Origin of the sequence: Variovorax sp. YR634, from assembly GCF_900106655.1 — a bacterium.
Taxonomy (GTDB): domain Bacteria; phylum Pseudomonadota; class Gammaproteobacteria; order Burkholderiales; family Burkholderiaceae_C; genus Variovorax.
On sequence record NZ_FNOL01000025.1, the window covers coordinates 35,662 to 56,360 of the forward strand.

Sequence of the window (20,699 nt, forward strand, 5' to 3'; positions counted from 1 at the left end):
TGATGATCGAAACGAGAAAAATGGCTGCCGGCGGTGGGAGGTAAGTTCCGATGCCCGGCAGCTACTCATAGAACGAAACGGAACCGGGAATTCAAGAAGAATCCCCAGATTTTTTTTCAGCCGGCGCCCTTGGCCGTCGGCAGCTTGGACACCAGGCGCAAAGAAACCGTGAGGCCTTCGAGCTGGTAGTGCGGGCGCAGGAAGAACTTGGACGTGTAGTAGCCCGGGTTGCCTTCCACTTCCTCAACGACCACTTCGGCGGCCGCCAGGGGCTTCTGCGACTTGGTGATTTCCGACGAGTTTGCCGGGTCGCCGTCCACGTAATTCATGATCCATTTGTTCAGCCAGCGCTGCATGTCCTCGCGCTCCTTGAAGCTGCCGACCTTGTCGCGCACGATGCACTTGAGGTAGTGCGCAAAGCGGTTGCAGGCAAAGAGGTAGGGCAGGCGCGCCGCCAGGTTGGCGTTGGCCGTGGCGTCCGGGTCGTCGTACTCGGCCGGCTTGTTGAGCGACTGGGCGCCGATGAAAGCGGCAAAGTCGGAGTTCTTGCGGTGGATCATCGACAGCAGGCCGGCCTTCGAGAGCTCGGCCTCGCGCCGGTCGCTGATGGCGATCTCGGTCGGGCATTTCTGGTCCACGCCGCCGTCGTCGCTCGGGAAGGTGTGCAGCGGCAGGTTCTCCACCGCGCCGCCCGACTCGATGCCGCGGATGCGCGAACCCCAGCCGTACAGCTTGTACGAACGGTTGATGTTGGTCGCCATCGCGTAGGCCGCATTGGCCCAGGCGTACTTGCTGTGGTCGGCGCCGGCGGTGTCTTCCTCGAAATCGAACTCTTCCACCGGGTTGGTGTTGGCACCGTAGGGCGTGCGCGCCAGGAAGCGCGGCATGCACATGCCGAGGTACTTGGAGTCGTCCGACTCGCGCAGGCTGCGCCAGCCGGCGTACTCGGGCGTGAGGAAGATCTTGGTCAGGTCGCGCGGGTTGGCGAGCTCCTGCCACGACTCCATCTGCATCAGGTTGGGGCTGGCGCCGGTGATGAAGGGGGCATGCGCCGACGCGGCGATCTTGGCCATTTCGCCGAGCAGTTCCACGTCGGGCGGGCTCTGGTCGAAGTGGTAGTCGCCCACCAGCGCGCCGAAGGGCTCGCCGCCGAACTGGCCGTACTCCTGCTCGTAGATCTTCTTGAACATCGGGCTCTGGTCCCAGGCCGCGCCCTTGAACTTCTTCAGGCTCTTGGCCAGATCCGTCTTGGAGATGTCCATCACGCGGATCTTCAGGTTCTCGTCGGTCTCGGTGTTGTTCACCATGTAGTGCAGGCCGCGCCACGCACTCTCGAGCTTCTGGTATTCGGGGTGGTGGATGATCTTGTTCACCTGGTCGGTGAGCTTGGCGTCGATCGCGGCGATCATGGCCTGGATCGACTTGGTCACGTCCTTGCCGATGACGGTGCTGTTGGCCAGCGCCTGCTGCGCCAGCGTGAGCACCGCGGCTTCGACGGCGCTCTTGGCTTCGTCGCTGCGCGGCTTGAATTCCTTTTGCAGCAGCGACGAAAAGTCGCTGCCCGCGTACGCGACATCTTTCAGCGCGCTCTGTTCGAGTGCTTCGGTGGCCATGGTGGTTTACTCCTCGTGATCCTGTGTGGCGGTCGGATGGGTGTCGTCGTCAGGCGGCGGGTGTGCCGCCGGCGTCTTCGGGCTTCTTGCTCGCGGCCAGCGTCTGCAGCAGGGCCGGGTCTTCGAGCACCTTGGCCAGCAGGTCTTCGGCGCCGCCCTTGCCGTCCATGTAGGTGACGAGGTTCGACAGCTGCGTGCGCGCTTCGAGCAGCTTGTTCAGCGCGCCCACCTTGCGCGCCACGGCGGCGGGCGAAAAGTCTTCCATGTTCTCGAAGGTGAGCTCCACCTTCAGGTCGCCCTCGCCGGTGAGCGAGTTCTCTACCGCGAAGGCCGCGCGCGGCTTCATGGCCTTCATGCGCGAGTCGAAGTTGTCGACGTCGATCTCCAGGAACTTGCGATCGGCCACCGGCGCGAGCGGGTCTGCCGGCTTGCCAGAGAGGTCTGCCAGCACGCCCATCACGAAGGGCAGCTGCACCTTTTTCTCTGCCCCGTAGAGCTCCACGTCGTATTCGATCTGGACCCGGGGCGCCCGGTTGCGGGCGATGAATTTCTGACTGCTCTTGGCCATGGAGATGCTCCTTGCGGGTGTGAATGGGGGCGGGTGTGGGGTGGTGCTGGCTTACTCGGACGGGCGGCGGCCCGTGACCGTTTCGATGGTGTCCATCGCGTTCGGCGCGAGGTTGGCCATGATTTCGAGAAAGCTCACGCCGATGAGCTTCTTGGCGCGCTCGATCAGAAGCGGCGCGGGGTTGCCCGGCTCGGCCTGCTCGAGGTAGCGGATCACGCGGTCGAGCATCTGCACCGCGTCTTGCCGGTTCTGGATCTCGCCGCGTGCGCCGGCGGGGCGGGAGGCCGCGCTGCCGTTCGCCTGTGCATCGGCGGCCGTGTCGCCGGAGGCATCCGAAGCGGCATCGGCCGACGCGCCGCTGGCGGCGGCGCAGGCCTTCTGCAGCACGCGGGCGATGGTGCGAAGCGGTTCGAGGTCGACGGCATCGGCGCGGCCGGTGTGATCGGCGACGAGTTTCTTCAGCTGCTCCACCAGCGCGGGCACGCCGAGGGCGGCCTGGATCGCCTCGGGCCGCTCGGCCTGGATGGCTTCGAGCCCGCCATGCACCTGCGCTGCGGAGTACGCGGCCTCGCCGCCGACGGCGGTGAGCGTGTTGTGGGCAATGGCAATGTCGCGCACGCGGATCGGGCCCACGCCGCGCGCGATGCCGATCTGCGCCTCGTACAGGTCGCGCAGGCCCATGCTCTCGTCGGTCAGCGGCGCGAGCGCGTTCAGGCGCATCGTCGGATCGTTGTCGTCGTCCGCATCCAGCTTTGGATGTATGCCTTCCCAGAAGGTGTCGAGCAATCCGTTGAGCAGGCGCAGCCCGGCGGCGAAGCCTTCCACGCCCTGCATGCGGGTGGATGCGCGCAGCAGCAGCACCGCGGCGCGCACGTCCTTGCTGCGGCGCAGGATGCCGTCGGCCCGTTCGCCCACTTCGCGCCACTCGGGTTCGACCGCGGGAATCACGGTGTCGCCGAACTGCTGCTCGGGCTTGCCCTGCGCGGCCGAGACCAGCGTCATGAAGTCCGCGTCGTACTCGAGATCGTCGCCGCACGGCGAGGCCTCGCCGATGGGCGCGAGCAGTGTGGCTGCGAGTTCGTTGGTCAGCATGTTGCCTGTTGGAGTTCGCTGGTGATAATCAAAGATGCGTCTTGACCGGTCAATGCAACGAAGGGAATAGCATGCGCACGCTGGGTACACACCATTCGTCCTATGAAGGCCTCCTTGGCGCGGCAACGCGGCGCCGCATCGCAGCTCTTGGCCTTGCTGCAGCGGGTCTTTTCATCGCGGGCTGCGCGAGCAAACCGGTGGTCACCACGGTGGCCGTGACCCTCACGGCCGGCGCCGATGCCAACCCCGATGCGCGTGGACGGGCCTCGCCGCTCACCGTGCGCGTGTATGCATTGAAGTCGCCCGGCCCGTTCGAGGGTGCCGACTTCTTCTCGCTGTTCGAGAAAGACCAGGCCACGCTCGGCGCTGAACTCGTGCAGCGCGAAGAAGTGCTGCTGCGGCCCGGCGAGACGAAGAAGCTCGACTTCAACCTGCCGCCCGATGCGAAGTCCATCGGCGTGATGGCGGCGTTCCGCGATCTCGACCGAGCGCGCTGGCGCGAAGTGCGCCCGGTCACCACGGGCAAGGCGCAGGCACTCGACGTGAACTTCGGCGCACGCGCGATCCGTGTCGACGCGAAGTAGTCGCCGCACCTTGCCCCGGGGGCGGCTCATGACGGCCGCCCTGGCCGCACCAGCGGTTGGTCGGCAGGCAGGAAGTGCTCGAACAGATCGTTCACGAAGGCCCCGCCGGTTGAGTCCGATGCGGCTGCCGTGAGGTAGAGCCCGCGCCAGCGCGGCGCGCGCGAGGATTTGCCGTGGTTCTCGAACAGCACCTGCGCGAACTGGCGCAGGCCGGGCTGCAGCGCGCGCACGGCCTCCACGAATTCGTGAATGGCGAGCCGGCCCGCGGCGCCGGGCTGCTCGCGCAGCAGCGCCATGCGCAGCGCGTGCAGGTGCTTCGCGATGGGCTCGAACACGGTATCCAGCCGCTCACCGGCCGGTGTCTCGATGAAGGGCGAGGCATCGGTCAGCCGATGCCCCAGCACCTGCGCCAGCACTTCGGGCGGCAGCGCGCCGCGCAGGGCCGCATAGCCCGTGAGTTGTTCGAGCCCGGTCACGACGAGGTAGGTGGGCAGCTGCAGGCGCAGGGTGTCGCTGGTTTCGTCGAGCAGGCGGCGCGCCCGTGCGGCCAGCGACTTCAGCTCCGTGGCATCGGCATGCAGCAGTTCGCTCGCCGCGACGCCCACCACGAGGCCATTGAGAGGCAGCCGGTCGCGCCGCTCGGCCAGCGCGAGCAGCGACTGCAGCCACAGGCCGCGCAGCGGCGGCGTACCGGCCGTGTCGCCGAGCGCGCCCGGATGGATCTCTATGGCCACCGTCGCGCCTGTCAGCCACCAGTGCCACCACGTTGCGCCGAAGGGTTCGCCGCCACCTCCGCTCGCAGGTTCGGGCGGGGGCACGCGGTCGGCGTGTGCCGTCGCGAACAGGCCGGCCAGGTTGGCCGCAGCGTCGCCGAAGCACAGGAACCACGGCGCGGGCACCAGGGCCTTCAGCCGTGACGAGCGGCGCAGGGCCTGCTGCGCCTGCGCCATGTCGTCCCTCAGGGCGTCGATGGCAGCCTCGTCGGCGCCGGTGGATGGCGCGCCGAGCGCCGCGATGCGCTTCTGCAGCCCACGCCTGCGTGCACCTCGGCCCGCATCGCGCACCACCGCGTACAGCAGGCCGAAGCCGAGCAGGCACAGCGCCAGCAGCAGCCAGAAGCGATGGGTGGGCGAGAGCAGGGCATTCATCGGGAAACGGTCTCGAGGAAGACGAAGTCGGCGATCAGCCGCTCGCTGCTCTTGCCGGCCGCAAGCGCTTCGCGCAGCCGCAGCAGGTAGGCGGAGGCCAGCTCGTAGGGCGGACGGTCGGAGGTTTCGCTGAATGGCGTCGGCGACGACAGCACGGTGACCAGCACGTTGCCGAAGGGCGGGCTCACCAGCCAGCTCGACGGAATGTCGCGGCCCAGCTCCAGCGTTTCGCCGGCGTGCAGCCGCGTGGGCACCTGCCCGGCATTGAGGTGCATGACCGAGCCGTCGACCGTGTAGTAGTCGACCCAGATGTAGCTGTCGTGGCGCGGCGCGACCACTTGCACGCGCACGTTGTCGCCCTCGCGCAGCTGGCCTTCGCGGGCCGAGAGCGCGGTCACGTCCAGCCCGTAGACCTTCTCGTTGTTGCGCATCTGGTAGGGCTTGAGGATGGCGAACACCTCGCAGTGCGGCCATACGCGCAGGCCGATGTCGAAGCGCGGCGCCTTCACGCCGGGCAGCGCGCTCACTTCATGCTCCACGCGCGGCAGGTCGCCCGGCAGCGAGACGAAGCCGGTCACTTGCGTGCGGCCGTCGCGGTCGACGGTGGCCGTGAGGTCGGCACAGGCAAAAGTCTGCAGGTGCTGCTCGACGCGCTGGCTCAGGCCGGTGGCGGCCGCGGGCGGACCGGTGGACCACAGCCACAGCAGGTAGAGCAGGGGCAGCGCCAGCGCCAGCGCGGCGCTGCTCAGCAGCAGCGTGCGGTCGCGCCGGCGCGTGTCGTTGGGGCCGCGCGGGTCGGGCACCTCGTAGGGTTGCGGCGTGATGCGGTCCTGCACCAGGCTGCCGGTGGGCAGCGGGCGCAGCAGCAGCTGGCTGCCGTGCAGGTCTTTCAGCTTGCCCAGCTCGCCCTGGTCGCCGTCCTCGAAGTAGTACTGGCCCTTGAAGCCGAGCGCCAGCGCATGCCAGTACACCTCGCGCACGGCGTCGTCCCGCGCGCCCAGGGCCGACAGGTGGTGGAAGAACTCGCTGTGCGCGTTGTTGGAGTTGAAGAGCTGCACCTGCAGCGGGGCCGCCGTGCTTGCCGCCGAGGTGGCCTCGGGGTGGCGTGCAAGGATTTCGTCGATCCAGGCCACCATTGCGAAAGCCGCCGATTCGATCTGCCCCGCGGGCGTGCCCGAGGCCTCGGCGGCGGCGCGGGCCGCATCGAGCCGCTGTCGGGCCTGCTGCTGTGCAGCATCGTGCGCCAGCACGGGCGTGCCGGCCGCGATCGATGCGTCCAGTGCGAGGCCGAACGAGATGAAGCTGGAGAAGCAGTCTAGAAGGCGGGCCATGGGCGGGCCCGCTCAGCCATGCGTTGCGAAGGATGCCCGGCGCCAGAGTCTGCTGCGATGGCACATGCCCATGTCCCCGGTTCCTTCGAGTAGGCGTTCATTCTTCCAAAGGGGGCGCGGCGGGCGCCATATCGCTTGGGGTCTATGCCGTTGGTGGGACGGCCGGCCTTGCTGCGCGGGGCATTCGCCGGTATCTTCAGCGTCTGCAAGTGCACTGCACGCTGGGACACGGGGAAAGACATCATGAAAATCCTGATCGCCGACGACCACCGGCTCGTCATCGAGGCGGTCAAAGCCAAGTTGTCGGAGCTGGAGCCTGGCATCGAATTCGTTCTGACGATGAGCGTCGACGAATTGCTTGCCGGAGCCACCGACGACCTCGACCTGGCCCTGATCGACCTCAACATGCCAGGCGCCGACGGCCAGGCCCACATCGACGAAATCCGCCGCCGCCATCCGGCCGTGCCGGTGATCGTGCTGTCGGGCTACGAAGACCCGGCCATCATGCGCAGCGCGCTCGAGCGCGGCGTGCTGGGCTTCATACCCAAGGCTTACTCACCCGAGGTCATGCTCTCGGCCGTGCGGCTGGTGCTGGCCGGCGGTGTGTACGTGCCGCCGATGATGCTGACGGCGCTGCCGCCGGGCATCGTGGCCGGCGTGGCGCCGCAGGCGGCTGCCGAGTCGCTGACGCGCGGCGCAGGCGGCGGCAATGGCGGCACCCAGACGCTGGAGCACCTGCGCAACGTGCTCACCGAGCGCCAGGTCGAGGTGTTGCAGCTGCTGTCGCAGGGCAAGCCCAACAAGCTGATCGGGCGCAGCCTGGGCATCAGCGAAGGCACCGTGAAGATCCACCTGGCAGCCATCTTTCGCGCGCTCAATGTGCGCAACCGCACAGAGGCGGTGGTGGCTGCGCAGGCGCTGACCGAGGCGCAGCAGGCCTAGGCTGCGCGCAATTCGGGCGCCGGGGTACCGGTACTGCCGCGCAATCCCTCTTTTCTCTGCGCAATGGCTTCCGACAGGAATTCCGCATCGCGCGCCACGCCCGAGAAGCGCCCTGAACCCCAGGTGTGGAGCCAGGGCAGCCCGAGAAAGTAAAGCCCCGGCTCGTTCGTCACGCCGCGCAGGTGCACCGGTGCGCCGCGCCCGTTGAATACCGGCGCGTCGACCCATGCGAAATCAGGTGAGAAGCCGATGCACCAGACCACGCTGGTGATGCCCGCCGCCGCAAGGTCGAGCCGCGTGCGTTCTTCCTGCGGCTCCCACACCGGCGCGTAGACCGAAGGCGGCGGCGCCTCGATGCCCTGCGCGGCGATGTGCTTGTCGATCGATGCGTTGATGCGGTTGTAGGTGCCGTCGGCCTGGTCGAGGTTGTCGCGCAGGTTGGGCTGCAGCTCGAAGGCGCCGTTGTCGAAGCCGCTCAGCAGGCCATACAGCTCCATGCCTTCGAGCGCAAAGCGCCGCAGGTCGATGTCGCGCCCGCCGTCGCGGCCGGTCACGTAGTGGTTGGTGTTGTCGCGCACGCCTTCGCGCAGCGGATGCTCGGTGACGGGCATGTCGTAGTACTTCATGTCGGCAAGCCAGTCGACCACCTCGCGGCCACGGTAGAAGCGCGCGCAGCGCGGCGCGTTGCCGGTGGCCAGGTGCACCTTGCGGCCGGCCAGATGCAGGTCTTCGGCAATCTGCGCGCCCGACTGGCCGCAGCCCACCACCAGCACCGCGCCCTCGGGCAGCTGCGCCGGGTTGCGGTACTGCGCCGAGTGGAACTGCGCCACGCTTGCAGGCAGCTTCTCGGCCAGGCGCGGCACGATGGGGCGGTGGTAGCCGCCGGAGGCCACCACCACCTGGTCGGCGGTGTAGAGGCCGGCGTCGGTCTGCACGCTGAAGCGCTCGCGTTCGCCATCGCGCGATACGCGTTCGACAGTCACGCCTTCGATGGCCGGCGCCTTCACGTGCTCGACGAAGCCCGCGAGCCATTCGTTGATCTGGTCCTTGACCATGAAGCCGTGCGGATCGCTGCCGATGTAGCCCCAGCCCGGCAGCTGGCACTGCCAGTTGGGCGTGACGAGGCAGAACGAATCCCAGCGCTGCGTGCGCCAGGTGTGCACGAGGCTGCGCTTCTCGATCACGAGGTGGTCGATGCCGCGCTGCTGCAAGCAATGGCTCAGCGACAGGCCGGCCTGGCCGCCGCCGATGATGACGACGCTGTAGTGGCTGCGTCCGCCGTAAGGGTGTGACATGGGTTTCTTTCTCTCTCTGGATGTGGGGACAGTCAGTCGAAGGCGACGACGGTGACCTGGGCCTCTGCGGTTTCGCTGAAGCGCGCGGCGATGTGTTCGATCTCGGCGAGCTGGTCCATGGCCTGCGAGCAGGCGAAGCCGTACTTCGCGCGAACCCGCTCGGAGGCCATGCCCAATGCCTCGCGCGTGCGCCGCATGAAGTCGGCCAGGGCATAGCGCTCGCCGGGCGCAAGGTAGTCGCGCACCACGCTGGAAGGCGAATAGCAGCGTGTTTCGCTGGCGTCGGGCCAGCGCACGCGGAAGTGCATCACAGGCATGCGGAGGGCTCCAGCAGGGCGAGAGGTGGCTGGATGAAGGCGTCGCTGCCGAAGTCCCACAGCAGCGCTTCTTCGCCTTCGGCGCGCAGCCGTACCTGCCGGGTGGCATCGACCTCGCCGATCACACCGCAGGCGACGTCGCGCGCGGCAAAGCGCGCCATCACCGAGGCCACCTGCGCGGGTGCCACGCTGAGCACGAAGCCGTAGCTCGGAAACGTCGACAGCCAGCGCAGCAGCGGCACGCCATCGGGCCTTGGCATCGCGTCGAGATCGATGCGCGCGCCAACGCCAGAGCACTCGAGCAGCATCATGGCCGTGCCAACGGCGCCGGCCATGCTGATGTCCTTAGCGGCGCCGCACAGGCCGTCTTCGGCGATGGCTGGCAGCAGCTCCAGGTCGGCACGCAGCCGCACGGCGGGTGCCCGGGTCGAGGCGTTCCAGTACGGAAAGGGCTCTTCGTAGGCGCCGCGCAGGTCGGCGGCCATCACGAGCAGGTCGCCCGGCTTCGCGTCGAAGCTGGTCAGCAGCCGGCGCGCGTGGCCGAGGATGGCGACTGCCAGCTGCGGCCGCTCGCTGCGGTTGTTGCTGTGCCCGCCCACGATGGGCACGCCGTAGCGCACGGCGGCCTCGGCCATGCCGCGCAGCACGTCGTCGGCGGGGCTCATGCCGCTGCTCCACAGTGCATCGACCACGGCCGTGGGGCGCCCACCCATGGCGTAGATGTCGCTCACGTTGACCATCACGCCGCAGTAGCCCGCGAACCACGGCATGCGCACGATGAAGTCTTCCACCAGCCCTTCGATGGCGAACAGCAGGTAGCCACCATGGCCGTCGGGGATGGCTGCGCAGTCGTCGCCGATGGGCACGGCCTGCGCGAGCGCGGCATGGCCGCCGGGCAGCGAGCGGCCCAGCGCCGACACCACGTCGCTGATGTCGCGCTTGTGGGCGAAGCCGCGCGTGGCGCGCAAGGCTTCTGCAATCTCGTGGACGTTCGTCGTCATGCCAGCACCTTCGCGCGCGTGACGAAGCCGCTCACGGGGTCGTGGCAGGGCGGATAGCGGCCCAGGTCGGCCTGCATGCGCGCATGCGGGCGGCCGTGCACGCTCGTTTCTTCGAGCACCGTCCAGCCGAGCTTGTTGAACAGCGGCACGTTCTGCATCTGCACCTGCGCGAGAAAGGTCTCGCAACCCAGCGCGTTGGCGCGCGACACCGCCAGCCGTATCAACGTCGCGCCCAGGTGCCCCTGGCTGCGGAACGCGGGGTGCACGGCCAGCCGCGAGCCCCACCATTCGCCTTCGGCTTCACCGCGATGGATTCGCACAGTGCCCACCACCTGCTCGGGCATGCCGCCGTTGCACGACATGGCCACCAGCAAGCGCGCATGGTCGTCGATGGCATCGCGGTCGTCGCGCACGAAGATGCCCTGCTCGATGCAGAACACCGCGCGGCGCAGCGCCATGGCCTCATCGCGCTCCCACTGCTGCGCGGCTTCGCGCACCAGGTATTCGACGGGCGCGTAGTGGTCGCCCATCCGTTCGCGCATCTCGCAGAGGTCGTCGATGCACAGCATGTTCAGCTTTCGTAGACGGAGAGCGACGAGCACGCGCCGCATTTGCCGCAGCCGGCCTTGATGTCGGCCGAGCGCAGGCCCGCCGCCACCACGCGCTCACCCAGCGGCGCGAGCAGCGACTTCATGAACTCGGGCGAGGGTGCGGGATGGTCTTCGAGCGGTGTGCCGCTGATCGGCACGAAGGGCACGACGAAGGGGTACACGCCGCGCGCCAGCAGCTGGTCGCAGGTGTCGAGAATGGCCTCGCGCGTGTCGCCCAGCCCGGCCAGGATGTAGGTGCTGACCTGCCCGCGTCCGAACACGCCCACGGCGGCTTCGAAGGCGCTCATGTAGCGTGAGACGGGCACGCTGGCCTTGCCCGGCATGATGCGTTCGCGCACCTCGGGCGTGACCACTTCGAGGTGCATGCCCAGCGTGTCGATGCCAGCGGCCCTCATGCGGTGGAACCACTGGTCGTCGTCAGGCGGCTCGCACTGGCCCTGGATGGGAATGTCGACCGCGGCCTTGATGGCGAAGGCGCTCTCGCACAGCACGGCCGCGCCGCGGTCGGTGGCGTTGGGCGTGCCGGTGGTCATCACCATGTGCTTCACGCCGTCGAGCAGCACGGCGGCGCGCGCCACCTCGGCAAGCTGCTCGGGCGTCTTGCGCGCGATGGTGCGACCGGCCGCGAGCGACTGGCCGATCGCGCAGAACTTGCAGCTTTTTTTGCGGCTCTCGTAGCGGATGCAGGTCTGCAGCACGGTGGTGGCGAGCACGTCGCTGCCGTGCAGCGTGGCGATGTGCGAGTAGGGCACGCCGTCGAAGGTCTGCATCGCGTAGAAGCGCGGCTGCTTCGGAAAGCTGATGCTCGCAATGGGAATGCTGCCGCGCATCACGCGGCTCATGCCGGTGGCGTCGGGCGCCTCGGCGGTGAAGGGCGAGTGCCAGGCGGTGGAGGTGTGGACCGGCACCATGATCGTGTGGCCGTCGACCGTCACGGCCTTGTGGTCCGAAGGGCCCGCGCCGCCGCGGCGGCTCGAGACGCCGGCCGAAGGGTCAACCAGCCGCAACCCGAAGGACTGGAGCTCGGTCATCAGCTGCCGGCTGTCCTGCGGCTGCATCGTCGTGGGTGTTGTCGTCATGGTCGGGGCTCCGTTGGGCAAAAGGTTGCGTGAGGTGCATGGGCACGGTGGTCTGCGCCGGCCGGTCGTTGATGGCGAGCGACAGCAGCTCGGGCCGCGCGTAGTGGCCGACCGAATCCATCATTCGCTTGCGCTTGGCGATCAGCGCCATGTCGAGGTCGGCAATCACCATGCCTTCGCCCTCGGTGAGCGGCGGCGCGAGGTGCTTGCCCTCGGGCGAGACGATGGCCGTGTGGCAGCCTCCGCGCAGCGCCTTCTGCAGGTTGGCGTCGGGCGTCACGCTGCGGATCTGCTCGTCGGTGAGCCAGCCGGTGGCGTTGACCACGAAGCAGCCTGACTCCAGCGCGTGGTGGCGGATGGTCACTTCCATCTGCTCCGCGAAGATCGGACCGACCAGCGAGCCGGGAAACTGCGCGCAGTGGATCTGCTCGTGCTGCGCCATCAGCGCGTAGCGTGCGAGCGGGTTGTAGTGCTCCCAGCAGGCCAGTGCGCCGACGCGGCCCACGGCCGTGTCGACCACCTTGAGGCCGGCGCCGTCGCCCATGCCCCAGACCATGCGCTCGTGATAAGTGGGCGTGATCTTGCGGCGCTTGAGCACCAGAGTGCCGTCGGCGTCGAACACCAGCTGCGTGTTGTAGAGGCTGCCGTGGTCGCGCTCGTTCACGCCGAGCACCACCACCATGCCGCGCGCACGGGCCCGCTGGGCCACCGCCTGCGTGACGGGGCCGGGCACGACCACCGCGCGCTCCACCAGCTGCAGGTGCGGCGCGCCCTGCAGCACCGGCGGCAGCACGAAGCTGAAGTAGGGGTAGTAGGGCACGAAGGTCTCGGGGAAGACCGCGATCTGCGCGCCCTTCGATGCGGCTTCGTCGATGGCGCTGCACACCCGGTCGAGCGTGCCGTCGGGCCGCTCGAAGTCGGGCGCGATCTGGATCGCCGCTGCGCGCACGATGCGGGAGGTGGAAGCCATCGCTCGTGCTGCCTTACAGCGTCCAGGTGTCGATGACCACGGCGTTCGCCTTCTTGTGCAGCAGCACGAGGTCGAGCACGTCGAGCGGGTTGATCGGCGTGATGCCCTCGATCAGCGCGCCTTCGCCATGGCCGTACAGCGCCTGCAGCGCGAAGCGGCAGGCGTACACCTTGCCGCCCTCTTCCATGAACTTGGCGAGCTGCTTGTTGAAGTTCTGGTGGCCCGGAAAGGCTTCGTCGCCCAGCGTGGGAAAGCCGCGCTGCACGCCCAGCGTCACGCCGGGGCCGTACAGCAGGACGGAAGTCTCGAAGCCCTTGCGACGCAGCCGCGTGGCCTGCAGCAGGTTCACGAAGCCGATCGAACCCTCGAAGGCCACGGTGTGGAAGGTGACGAGCGCCTTCTGGCCGGGTTCGGCCTTGACGTCTTCGAACACCTTCTCTTCGTAGTCGACGAGGAACTCGCCTTTTTCGTTGCGGGGGCGGGTGACTTTGGGCATGAGGTACTCCGGTTGGGTGGTGGGTACGCAGGTGTTGCGTGCCTTTTCCTTCGCAGGCGATGTGCCAGCGGTTTGCCGGGTTCATGCGATCAATGCGCGATCAACGTGCAGCAGTGCGGGCTGCGTGCACGCAAAAATTTTTCCGGTACCCGAAAACGCCGCCTCGGGGTGGGCCTGCGCGGCCTGTTCTGCACCGCGACGACGCACATGCCATGCGATCAATGCACCCGATCAATGGGGTTGATCGCACCTGATCGAAGCATTCATCCCCTCTGGCGCGGGCGCGGATCCTGCATGTTGATCGGTAGCCAGATGCAATCAATGGATGCAATCAACTTCGCCGGACCATCACCGATGACCACGATCACCGCCCACTGGCGCAAGCAGCTGCGCAACACCGCCCGGCCGGCCTACCTGCTGCTGGCCGACCTGATCGCCGACGACATCAAGACCGGCCGGCTCGGCGTGCGCGACCGCCTGCCCACGCTGCGCGAGCTGGCCGCCGACCTGGAGCTGAACTACACGACGGTGGCGCGCGGCTATGCCGAGGCGCGCAAGCGCGGGCTGATCGACTCGCGCGCCGGCACCGGCACCTTCATCCGCTCTGGCAGCCCGAGCCTGCGGCTGCGCGGCGGCAGCGGCGCCGAGATGACGATGAACATGCCGCCCGAGCCCGACGACGAGCACCTGATGGCGCGGCTGCACGACAGCGCCAGCCGCGCCTTCGCGCAGGTCGACTTCCACGACCTGCTGCGCTACCAGGACTTCGGCGGCACCGCGCACGACCGCGCCGCCGCAATGCACTGGCTGCGGCCCTTCGTGCCCGACGCGAGCGTCGACCGCATCCTGGTGTGCCCCGGCATCCACGGCGTGCTGACTGCGCTGTTCTCGCAGCTGGCGCGGCCGGGCGAGCTGATCTGCGTGGAAACGCTCACCTACCCGGGCGTGAAGGCCATCGCCGCGCAGCTCGGCGTGCAGCTGCACGCGCTGCAGATGGACGACGACGGCCCCATCGCCGATGCCTTCGAGCACGCCTGCAAGACGCTCAAGCCCAAGGCGCTGTACTGCAACCCCACGCTGCTGAACCCCACGGCGGCCACCGTGTCGCGCGCACGGCGCGAGGCGCTGGCCGACGTGGCGCTGCGCTATGCGGTGCCGATCATCGAGGACGACGCCTACGGCATGCTGCCACGCCAGACGCCCGCGTCACTGGCCACGCTGGCGCCGGGGCTCACGTACTACGTGAGCGGTTTCTCCAAATGCTTCGGCGCGGGGCTGCGCAGCGCGTACGTGTGCTCGCCGACCGTGGTGCAGTCGCAGCGGCTGGCGGGCGCGATGCGCGCTACCACGGTGATGGCCTCGCCGATCACCAATGCGCTGACCACGCTGTGGGTGGAAGACGGCACGGCCGAAGAGATGCTTCAGGCGGTGCGCGCGGAGTCGGTGGCGCGACAGGTGCTGGCCACGCGCTACCTGGGCGACAGCGGGCTGCAGGCGCACCCCGAGGGCTTTCATGCGTGGCTGCCGCTCACGCCGGGCTGGAGCCCGGTGGAATTCGCGTCGTACCTGCGCACGCAGAACGTGGGCGTGGTGGCGAGTGCGGCCTTTTCCACCGATGGCGATCCGCCCGATGCGGTGCGCATCTGCCTGGGCGGGCCGATGTCGCGCGAGCAGTGCGATCAGGCGCTGCGGTTGATTGCGGACACGCTGGCGCATCCGCTGCATCCGCACGCAACGCTGCGCTGACGAGCCACTGTCGTCATGGCTACCAGCGGTAGGTGAGCTTCGCCTGCACCGTGCGCCCCTGGCCGAAGTACTGGCCGTAGCCCGCGACGTAGCTCTTGTCGAAGAGGTTGGTGGCGTTCAGCGCAAAGCTGTAGGGGCCGCGTTCGTAACGGATGGCCGCATCGACCAGCGTGTAGGCCGGGTTGTAGCTGCTGTTGTCCACGCTGGCCGGCACCTTGCCGACACGGCGCACGCCGCCGCCCACGCTCCAGCCTTGCAGCTCGGGGCTGCCGAAGCGGTAGTCGAGCCACAGTGCGGCGGTCTGGCGCGCTGTGTTGAGCGGCTGCTTGCCCAGTTCTTCGGGGTTCAGGCTGCGGGTGATCTTTGCGTCGAGCAGGGTGTAGCTGGCCACCAGCTTGAGCTGCCGGGTCAGCGAGGCGCGCGCCTCGAACTCCGGGCCGCGCGTGCGCACCTCGCCGATCTGCGAAACCGGGTTGAGCACATACGGGGTGAACGTGGGCGAGTTGTTCTTCTTCAGGTCGAAGACCGACACGGTGAACAGTGCGTCCACGTTCGGCGGGCGGTACTTCAGGCCCACCTCGAACTGCCGGCCGAGCTCGGGCTTCAGGAGGTCGCCGCCGGCGATGGTGCCCAGCAGCGGGGTGAACGAGGTCGAGTAGCTGAAGTAGGGCGCCAGGCCGTTCGGCGCAAGGTAGAGCAGGCCCGCGTTGTAGGTGGTCTTGGTATTGGTGTCGAGGCCGATGGACGACGCTGCCGCCTGCGGCCCCGGGCTGGCGCTGTTGTGCGCCCGGTCCTGCCGCACGGCCAGCCCGAGGGACCACGGCCCCGCGCGCATCTGGTCCTGCACATGGAGCCCGCGCTGCGTGATGCCGTTGGTCGACTGAACGGAGAACGCGGGCTCGGGCACGGGCGCGCCATAGACCGGTGCGAAGGCATCGATGGAGGAGGCCGGATCGACGCTGGTCTGCGTGGTGCTGCTCTGGCGCTGGTACTCCAGCCCCATCAGCAGCGTGTGCTCCACCGGCCCGGTGCGAAAGCGCCCCTCGAGCTGGGTGTCGAGCGTGGTGGTGCGGCTCTTGTCCTTCATCCGCACCACCGAGCGGTCGAGTGTGCGCAGGTCGCTCTCGAAGCCGGTGCCGTAGATCTGCCGGTAGTCGATGTCGAGCGTCGCGTGGCGCGCGTTCTGCCGCAGCGTCCAGTTGTCGTTCAGCTGGTGCTCCAGCAGGTAGGTGAGCGAGAACGCATCGCGGTTATAGCGGTCGAAGCCGGGCTCGCCGATGAAGCGTTCGCGCGGAATGCTGCCGTTGGGGTTGGGCGAGATGAGGGCGCCTTCGGGCCAGATACTCTTGGGCGTCATGCGGTCGCGCGTGGCCTCGGCCATCAGCGTGACCTTGGTGCGCGGCGATGGCGTCCAGGTCAGCGACGGGGCAATGAAGTTGCGGTCGTCGCGCGAGAAGTCGGTCTGGCCGTTGCTGTTGCGCAGCACGCCGTTGAGCCTGAAGAGCAGGCTGCCGTCGGCGTTCATCGCGCCGCCGAGGTCGAAGCTGCCCTGGTAGCGGTTGCGGTTGCCCACCGAAAGGCTCACCTCGCGCACCGCCTCCGCCGAAGGGCGCTTCGACACCATGTTGATGGCCCCGCCCGGCGCCGATGGGTCGTAGACCGCGCCCGGTCCTTTCAGCAGCTCGACGCGCTCCAGCACCTGCGGCTCGACCAGCCACCGCGTGACGAGGCTGGTGGTGGGGAGCTTGAAGCCGTCGAGGTATTCGGCGGGCGTGAAGCCGCGCACCGTGAGCGACGCGAAGCGCGGGTCGTAGCCGCTGACCTCGGTGAGCACGCCGGCGGAATAGCGCAGCGACTGCTCGACGGTGTGCACGGCCTGGTCGTCCATCTGCGCGCGCGTGACGACGGTGACGGCGCGCGGCGTTTCGAGCAGCGACGTGTCGGTGCGTGTGGCGGTGGCGCTGCGCTGCGCCACGTAGCCCTGCACCTGGCCGTCAGCGCGCTCGCCCTGTGCGGTGACGGTGAGCGTGGGCAGCGTGCTGCCGGTGCCCGGCGCTGCCGCCGTGGCCCCGGCCGGGCGCACTGCATAGGCGCCGCTGCTGCCGGGCACGGCCTCCAGCTGGTGGGGCGACAGCAGCTCGGCCAGGCCTTCGGGCACCGTGCGGCTGCCCTGCAGCGCGGCCGCGTTCTTGCCACGCACCAGCGCCGGATCGAAAGACAGCGTGATGCCGGCCTGGCGCGCGAAGGTGCTGAGCGCGTCTTCGAGCGCGCCGGCCGGAACATCGAAACCGGCGCGTGCGGAGGCCTCCGCCTGTGCACGTGCGGATCCTGCGGGCGCAGCCCAGCCCGCCGCGACGCCCAGCAGCAGCGCGGGAAGCAGGGTGGGCCTTGCCGGCCGGAACCGCCAGAACCCGGGAGGGCGGTCCGGATTAAGCCGTCTCAACGTCGCGCAACAGTCAATGTGCCTCCTGTGCCATGTTCGAGCCGTACAGGCAGTGTGCGAACCAGCGCTTCGAGCGCGCGGCCGACCGGGTCGGGGCCATTGAGCTGGAACACGCCCGACACGCGCAGCGAGGCCACGTCCGCATCGCACAGCAGCGGAGTGCCGTGGTAGCGCGCGAGTTCTGCGACGAAGGCGTCCAGGCGCATCTGCCGGGCCACCAGCGCGCCGTCGGTCCAGGCGTCGGGCTCGAAGCTGCGGTCGACGATGCGCTGGGGCTGTGCAGCGCCGCCGCGCACGATGTAGCCGTCGCCGGCCTGTGCGACCACCGGCGGTGCGCCTTCGGTATGGATGGCCACGCGGCCTTCGGTGAGCGATAGCCGTGTCTGGTCGTCCTGCTCGCGCACGCCGAAGCGCGTGCCGAGCGCCTCGAAGCGCGCATGCGGCGTCTCGACCCAGAAGGCGCGGTGGCCCAGCAGCGCGCCGCTGTCGGCGCCGGTGCGCACGAAGAGCTCGCCGCGGCTCAGCACGATGCGCCGCTGGCGCGGCGAGAAGATCACCTGCACCTCGGAGCCGGTGTTGATGTTCAGCTCGGTGCCGTCGGCCAGCGTCACGCGCTGGCGCTCGCCCACGGCGGTGGCGTAGTTCGTGCGTTGCTCCCAGGGCGTTTCGCGCCAGACGAACAGGCCGACGACGCCGCCGGTGACAGCCAGGCCCAGCACGCCGAGTGCGCGGCGCCGGCTTTGCTGCTGCCGCTGCTGTTGCGCGCGCATCAGGGCCGCGGCCTGCAGCGCGCCGTGGGCCAGCGCGCCGCCTGCGTCGCCCATGTCGCTGCTCATATCGCCGCTCATACTGCCGCCGATGCGCGGCACCTGGCGGAAGGCGTCTTCCACGGCCTGCACCTGCTGCCAGGCCTGTTCGTGCGCGGGGTGCGCGGCGCGCCATGCGTCGCAGGCGCTGTGCGTTGTTTCGTCCGCGCTGCCGGAGCCCAGCCGCACGACCCAGGCGATGGCCTGTTCGAGCAGGTCGGAGGCGTTGCCGCCGTCGCCGGACGAAGGAGAAGAAGAGGGGAATGCAGGTTTCATCGCAGCGCCAGGCAGTGGCGGATGGCAGTTGCCATGTATTTCTCGACCGAGCTCAGGCTCACGTTCAGGCGCTGCGCGATCTCGGCATAGCCCAGGCCGTCGAGCCGCGAGAGCAGGAAGGCGCTGCGCGCCTTGGGCGGGAGGCCGTCGAGCATGGTGTCGATGCGCACCAGCGCCTCGACCAGCAGCAGTTGCGTCTCGGGCGAGGGCGCCTGGGGCTCCGGCAGGGCCGCGATGGCTTCCATGCAGGCGCGCTCCAGCGTGCGGCGGCGCACGTGGTCGACCACGAGGCCGTGCGCGATGGTGGTGAGCCAGGCACGCGGCTCGCGCACCTCTTCGACATCGCCCGGACGGCCCAGCACGCGCACGAATGTGTCCTGCGCGAGGTCGGCGGCGTCGCCCGCGTGGCCGAGCTTGCGGCGCAGCCATCCGAGCAGCCAGCCGTGGTGGTCGCCGTAGAGGGTTTCCACACTGCGCGTGGGAGGACGGTCCGGCATGGAAGGGAAAGAGAAGTCGTTCGGGAACGCAGCGAGCGTTGCAGGCATGAATCTATCTCACTGGGTTGGCATTTGTGAAAGCTTTACTGCCGCGGCTGCATCCCGCCGGGGGATGGCCCCGGGTCTGCATGATCGGCGCGAGCGTGGACAGGCTGGCGGCGCTGGTGCTGCCAGCCTCGCAGCGCCCGAGGCCGATCGACAGCGCAAGGCCGCCCGCCGCCGCGCCGAGGCAGCCCGCGCTGGCCAGCCAGGAGCGCAGGGAGCCTGAGGCGCCGACGGTGGTTCGCGCCCGTGTTCGTGCGCGGGTGGGTGGCGGCACGAAGAGCCACGGGGTGGCCATCACAGCAGCCCCTTCGGGGCACGCACCGCGCGGTCGCCGTACAGCGGAAACCGCAGCGTGAGGCAGCCGTCGCCCAGGGGCGAGGGCGCGGTATAGATGCGCGCGCCATGCCGCGCCACGATGGCCCGGCAGGCATGGATGCGGGGCGTGGCCGCGCGGCTGGCGCTGGTTTCGAAGGCGTGCGAGAGGCGGGGTGCGTCGGTGTCGCTGTCGATGGTGGCCTCGCGCCAGCTGATCACCGCCTGGTGCCCTTCGGCGCGCGCCAGCACGTGCAGCGTCGTGCCCTGCGGCAGGGTGGCAGCCGCCGCGTCGGCGATATGCGCCATGAGCTGGGGCAGGTCGCCCGCGATCACGGCCACCGGCAGCGGGTCTTCCGGCAGGCGCAGGTCGAGCCCGATGCCGCGTTGCGCCAGCGTTGCCCCGTGGGTGACGGCGAGCGCGCGCAGCGGCTGTCGCAGGTCGATGCGCTCGCGCGTGGCGACAGGCTCCGGCCGGGCGCCGATGTGGGCCGGCGGCGTGCCCGCGGCGCGCACACCGAGCGCCTTGCCCGTGAACCAGACGACGCCGAGCGCGAAGAAGGCGGTCGCGACGACGCAAAGGCTGCTTGCGCTCATCGGGCCGCCTCCTGGCGGGGAGACGGGGACGATTCGGGCGATGACGGTGACGTGCGGAAAGTGCTCTGAAGCATGGCGAGGCGGCTCCTCTTTCGGTCTCAGGTGAATGCACTTCCTTGCCGAATGGAGCCACCAAAACCCGTAATGGCGTATCGAAAAAAAGTTGCGGGTGTCAGTTCCTGCACTCGGGCGCGGCCTGGTCGAGCAGGGCCACGATGCGCCCGACCAGCCGCTCGCTGTAGGCCGGGGCTGGGTGCAGCACGTCCGCCATCTCGGCGGGCTTGAAGGACACGGCACCCCAGTCGGCAAACAGCGCGCCGGTCTCGCCGGCCACGCGCCGGGCGATGTTGTCGGCTGCGTCCCTGCCCGGGGCGGGGTGCGTCTGGCGGCTGAGGCCGGTGACGAGCGGTGTGCGCCCCTGGGCCTGCACGTGCGCCACCATGCGGCGCAGCGCCGGCTCGTAGGGCTGGCCGAACTGCCCGTCGTTGATGCCGTGTTGCAGCACCACGAAATGCGTGGTCAGCGGTGTGCTGGAGAAGGCGGGCGCGCGCTGGGCGGCCGTCGACCCCGCCACGCTGTTGTCGAGCACCGTGTAGGCCGGCCGCATGCGCTTGAGCATCGCCGCGGGCGGCTCGTCGAAGCGCTGGTTGTTGTTGTAGGCGCCATAGAGGATCGAGTCGCCCTCCAGGGTGACGGTGCAGTCGCGGGGTGCGTCGTCGGGCGCTTTCGCGGACGCCGCCGGACGGGTCGGGGCACTGCTGCTGTGGCTATTGCTGCTGCCCCTGTCGCCTCCGCAGGCGGGGACCAGCGCACCGATCGCAAGGATGGCAAGCAGCGTGAAAGCGATGTCGGACAGGCGGACACAGGCCGCGCGTGGGCGTGCAGAAAGAGAAACCAAGGCGATCTCCGGCAAGGGCCTCCGGCGTTTTC

Annotated in this window: 20 protein-coding genes; 3 read left to right on the forward strand and 17 right to left on the reverse strand. The window is 69.0% G+C overall.

What is annotated here, in order from left to right:
• Positions 1 to 116: 116 nt before the first annotated feature.
• The 3 genes from tssC to tssA are packed head-to-tail and all read right to left on the reverse strand — an operon-like array spanning position 117 to position 3,273.
• Complete coding sequence (gene tssC, locus BLV60_RS28990) at positions 117 to 1,613, reverse strand: type VI secretion system contractile sheath large subunit (protein WP_093058764.1); 1,497 nt, start codon at positions 1,611 to 1,613, stop codon at positions 117 to 119.
• Positions 1,614 to 1,662: 49 nt separating this feature from the next.
• On the reverse strand, positions 1,663 to 2,181 hold the full coding sequence (gene tssB, locus BLV60_RS28995; protein WP_093058765.1) for a type VI secretion system contractile sheath small subunit: 519 nt from the start codon (positions 2,179 to 2,181) through the stop codon (positions 1,663 to 1,665).
• A 51-nt stretch (positions 2,182 to 2,232) separates the two neighbouring features.
• Positions 2,233 to 3,273 (reverse strand): type VI secretion system protein TssA, encoded by a 1,041-nt coding sequence (gene tssA, locus BLV60_RS29000; protein ID WP_093058766.1) that lies wholly within the window; start codon positions 3,271 to 3,273, stop codon positions 2,233 to 2,235.
• Positions 3,274 to 3,344: 71 nt separating this feature from the next.
• On the opposite strand from tssA, the gene tssJ reads away from it, so the two are divergent.
• Positions 3,345 to 3,857: a type VI secretion system lipoprotein TssJ gene (gene tssJ / locus BLV60_RS29005; protein WP_093058767.1), complete on the forward strand. Its 513-nt coding sequence runs from the start codon at positions 3,345 to 3,347 to the stop codon at positions 3,855 to 3,857.
• Positions 3,858 to 3,883: 26 nt separating this feature from the next.
• Here the strand turns inward: tssJ and BLV60_RS29010 are convergent, their stop codons facing one another.
• Both BLV60_RS29010 and BLV60_RS29015 read right to left on the reverse strand, forming a co-directional pair.
• The gene (locus BLV60_RS29010; RefSeq protein ID WP_093058768.1) at positions 3,884 to 5,005 is read right to left on the reverse strand and encodes a type VI secretion system protein; all 1,122 of its coding nucleotides are present in this window, start codon (positions 5,003 to 5,005) and stop codon (positions 3,884 to 3,886) included.
• Positions 5,002 to 6,336, reverse strand: a complete 1,335-nt coding sequence (locus tag BLV60_RS29015; RefSeq protein ID WP_093058769.1) for a DotU family type IV/VI secretion system protein — start codon at positions 6,334 to 6,336, stop codon at positions 5,002 to 5,004. The genes BLV60_RS29010 and BLV60_RS29015 overlap by 4 nt, the downstream gene beginning before the upstream one ends.
• A 243-nt stretch (positions 6,337 to 6,579) precedes the next feature.
• Between BLV60_RS29015 and BLV60_RS29020 the strand changes: the two genes are divergently transcribed.
• Positions 6,580 to 7,278 (forward strand): response regulator transcription factor, encoded by a 699-nt coding sequence (locus tag BLV60_RS29020; protein WP_093058816.1) that lies wholly within the window; start codon positions 6,580 to 6,582, stop codon positions 7,276 to 7,278.
• On the opposite strand, the gene BLV60_RS29025 is transcribed toward BLV60_RS29020, so the two are convergent.
• Genes BLV60_RS29025 through BLV60_RS29055 form a run of 7 tightly spaced genes read right to left on the reverse strand, consistent with a single transcriptional unit; the run spans position 7,275 to position 13,047 of the window.
• Entirely contained in the window at positions 7,275 to 8,573 is a 1,299-nt protein-coding gene (locus BLV60_RS29025) for an MSMEG_0569 family flavin-dependent oxidoreductase (RefSeq protein WP_093058770.1), read from the reverse strand. The genes BLV60_RS29020 and BLV60_RS29025 overlap by 4 nt on opposite strands.
• A gap of 32 nt (positions 8,574 to 8,605) precedes the next feature.
• Complete coding sequence (locus BLV60_RS29030; protein WP_093058771.1) at positions 8,606 to 8,890, reverse strand: MSMEG_0570 family nitrogen starvation response protein; 285 nt, start codon at positions 8,888 to 8,890, stop codon at positions 8,606 to 8,608.
• Positions 8,881 to 9,891, reverse strand: coding sequence for a sll0787 family AIR synthase-like protein (locus BLV60_RS29035; protein ID WP_093058772.1), 1,011 nt, complete (start codon positions 9,889 to 9,891; stop codon positions 8,881 to 8,883). The genes BLV60_RS29030 and BLV60_RS29035 overlap by 10 nt, the downstream gene beginning before the upstream one ends.
• Positions 9,888 to 10,460, reverse strand: coding sequence for an MSMEG_0567/Sll0786 family nitrogen starvation N-acetyltransferase (locus tag BLV60_RS29040; protein ID WP_093058773.1), 573 nt, complete (start codon positions 10,458 to 10,460; stop codon positions 9,888 to 9,890). Before BLV60_RS29040 ends, BLV60_RS29035 begins: the two co-directional genes overlap by 4 nt.
• A 2-nt stretch (positions 10,461 to 10,462) precedes the next feature.
• Positions 10,463 to 11,533 carry an MSMEG_0568 family radical SAM protein gene (locus BLV60_RS29045; RefSeq protein ID WP_093058817.1) on the reverse strand — a complete coding sequence of 357 codons (1,071 nt, stop codon included), beginning with the start codon at positions 11,531 to 11,533 and terminating at the stop codon, positions 10,463 to 10,465.
• Positions 11,496 to 12,551, reverse strand: coding sequence for a Nit6803 family nitrilase (locus BLV60_RS29050; protein WP_093058774.1), 1,056 nt, complete (start codon positions 12,549 to 12,551; stop codon positions 11,496 to 11,498). Before BLV60_RS29050 ends, BLV60_RS29045 begins: the two co-directional genes overlap by 38 nt.
• A gap of 13 nt (positions 12,552 to 12,564) precedes the next feature.
• Entirely contained in the window at positions 12,565 to 13,047 is a 483-nt protein-coding gene (locus BLV60_RS29055) for an MSMEG_0572/Sll0783 family nitrogen starvation response protein (RefSeq protein WP_093058775.1), read from the reverse strand.
• A 354-nt stretch (positions 13,048 to 13,401) separates the two neighbouring features.
• Between BLV60_RS29055 and BLV60_RS29060 the strand changes: the two genes are divergently transcribed.
• Entirely contained in the window at positions 13,402 to 14,793 is a 1,392-nt protein-coding gene (locus BLV60_RS29060; protein ID WP_093058776.1) for an aminotransferase-like domain-containing protein, read from the forward strand.
• Positions 14,794 to 14,812: 19 nt separating this feature from the next.
• Here BLV60_RS29060 and BLV60_RS29065 read toward each other — a convergent pair whose 3' ends face one another.
• From BLV60_RS29065 to BLV60_RS29085, 5 genes are all read right to left on the reverse strand, one after another.
• Positions 14,813 to 17,236 carry a TonB-dependent siderophore receptor gene (locus BLV60_RS29065; RefSeq protein ID WP_093058777.1) on the reverse strand — a complete coding sequence of 808 codons (2,424 nt, stop codon included), beginning with the start codon at positions 17,234 to 17,236 and terminating at the stop codon, positions 14,813 to 14,815.
• Positions 17,233 to 18,318, reverse strand: a complete 1,086-nt coding sequence (locus BLV60_RS29070) for a FecR family protein (RefSeq protein WP_093058778.1) — start codon at positions 18,316 to 18,318, stop codon at positions 17,233 to 17,235. The genes BLV60_RS29065 and BLV60_RS29070 overlap by 4 nt, the downstream gene beginning before the upstream one ends.
• Positions 18,315 to 18,815: a sigma-70 family RNA polymerase sigma factor gene (locus tag BLV60_RS29075; protein WP_093058818.1), complete on the reverse strand. Its 501-nt coding sequence runs from the start codon at positions 18,813 to 18,815 to the stop codon at positions 18,315 to 18,317. Before BLV60_RS29075 ends, BLV60_RS29070 begins: the two co-directional genes overlap by 4 nt.
• 339 nt (positions 18,816 to 19,154) lie before the next feature.
• Positions 19,155 to 19,769: a sensor histidine kinase gene (locus BLV60_RS29080; protein ID WP_093058779.1), complete on the reverse strand. Its 615-nt coding sequence runs from the start codon at positions 19,767 to 19,769 to the stop codon at positions 19,155 to 19,157.
• Between the two features lie 172 nt (positions 19,770 to 19,941).
• The gene (locus BLV60_RS29085; protein ID WP_176928995.1) at positions 19,942 to 20,667 is read right to left on the reverse strand and encodes a GDSL-type esterase/lipase family protein; all 726 of its coding nucleotides are present in this window, start codon (positions 20,665 to 20,667) and stop codon (positions 19,942 to 19,944) included.
• Between the last annotated feature and the right edge of the window lie 32 nt (positions 20,668 to 20,699).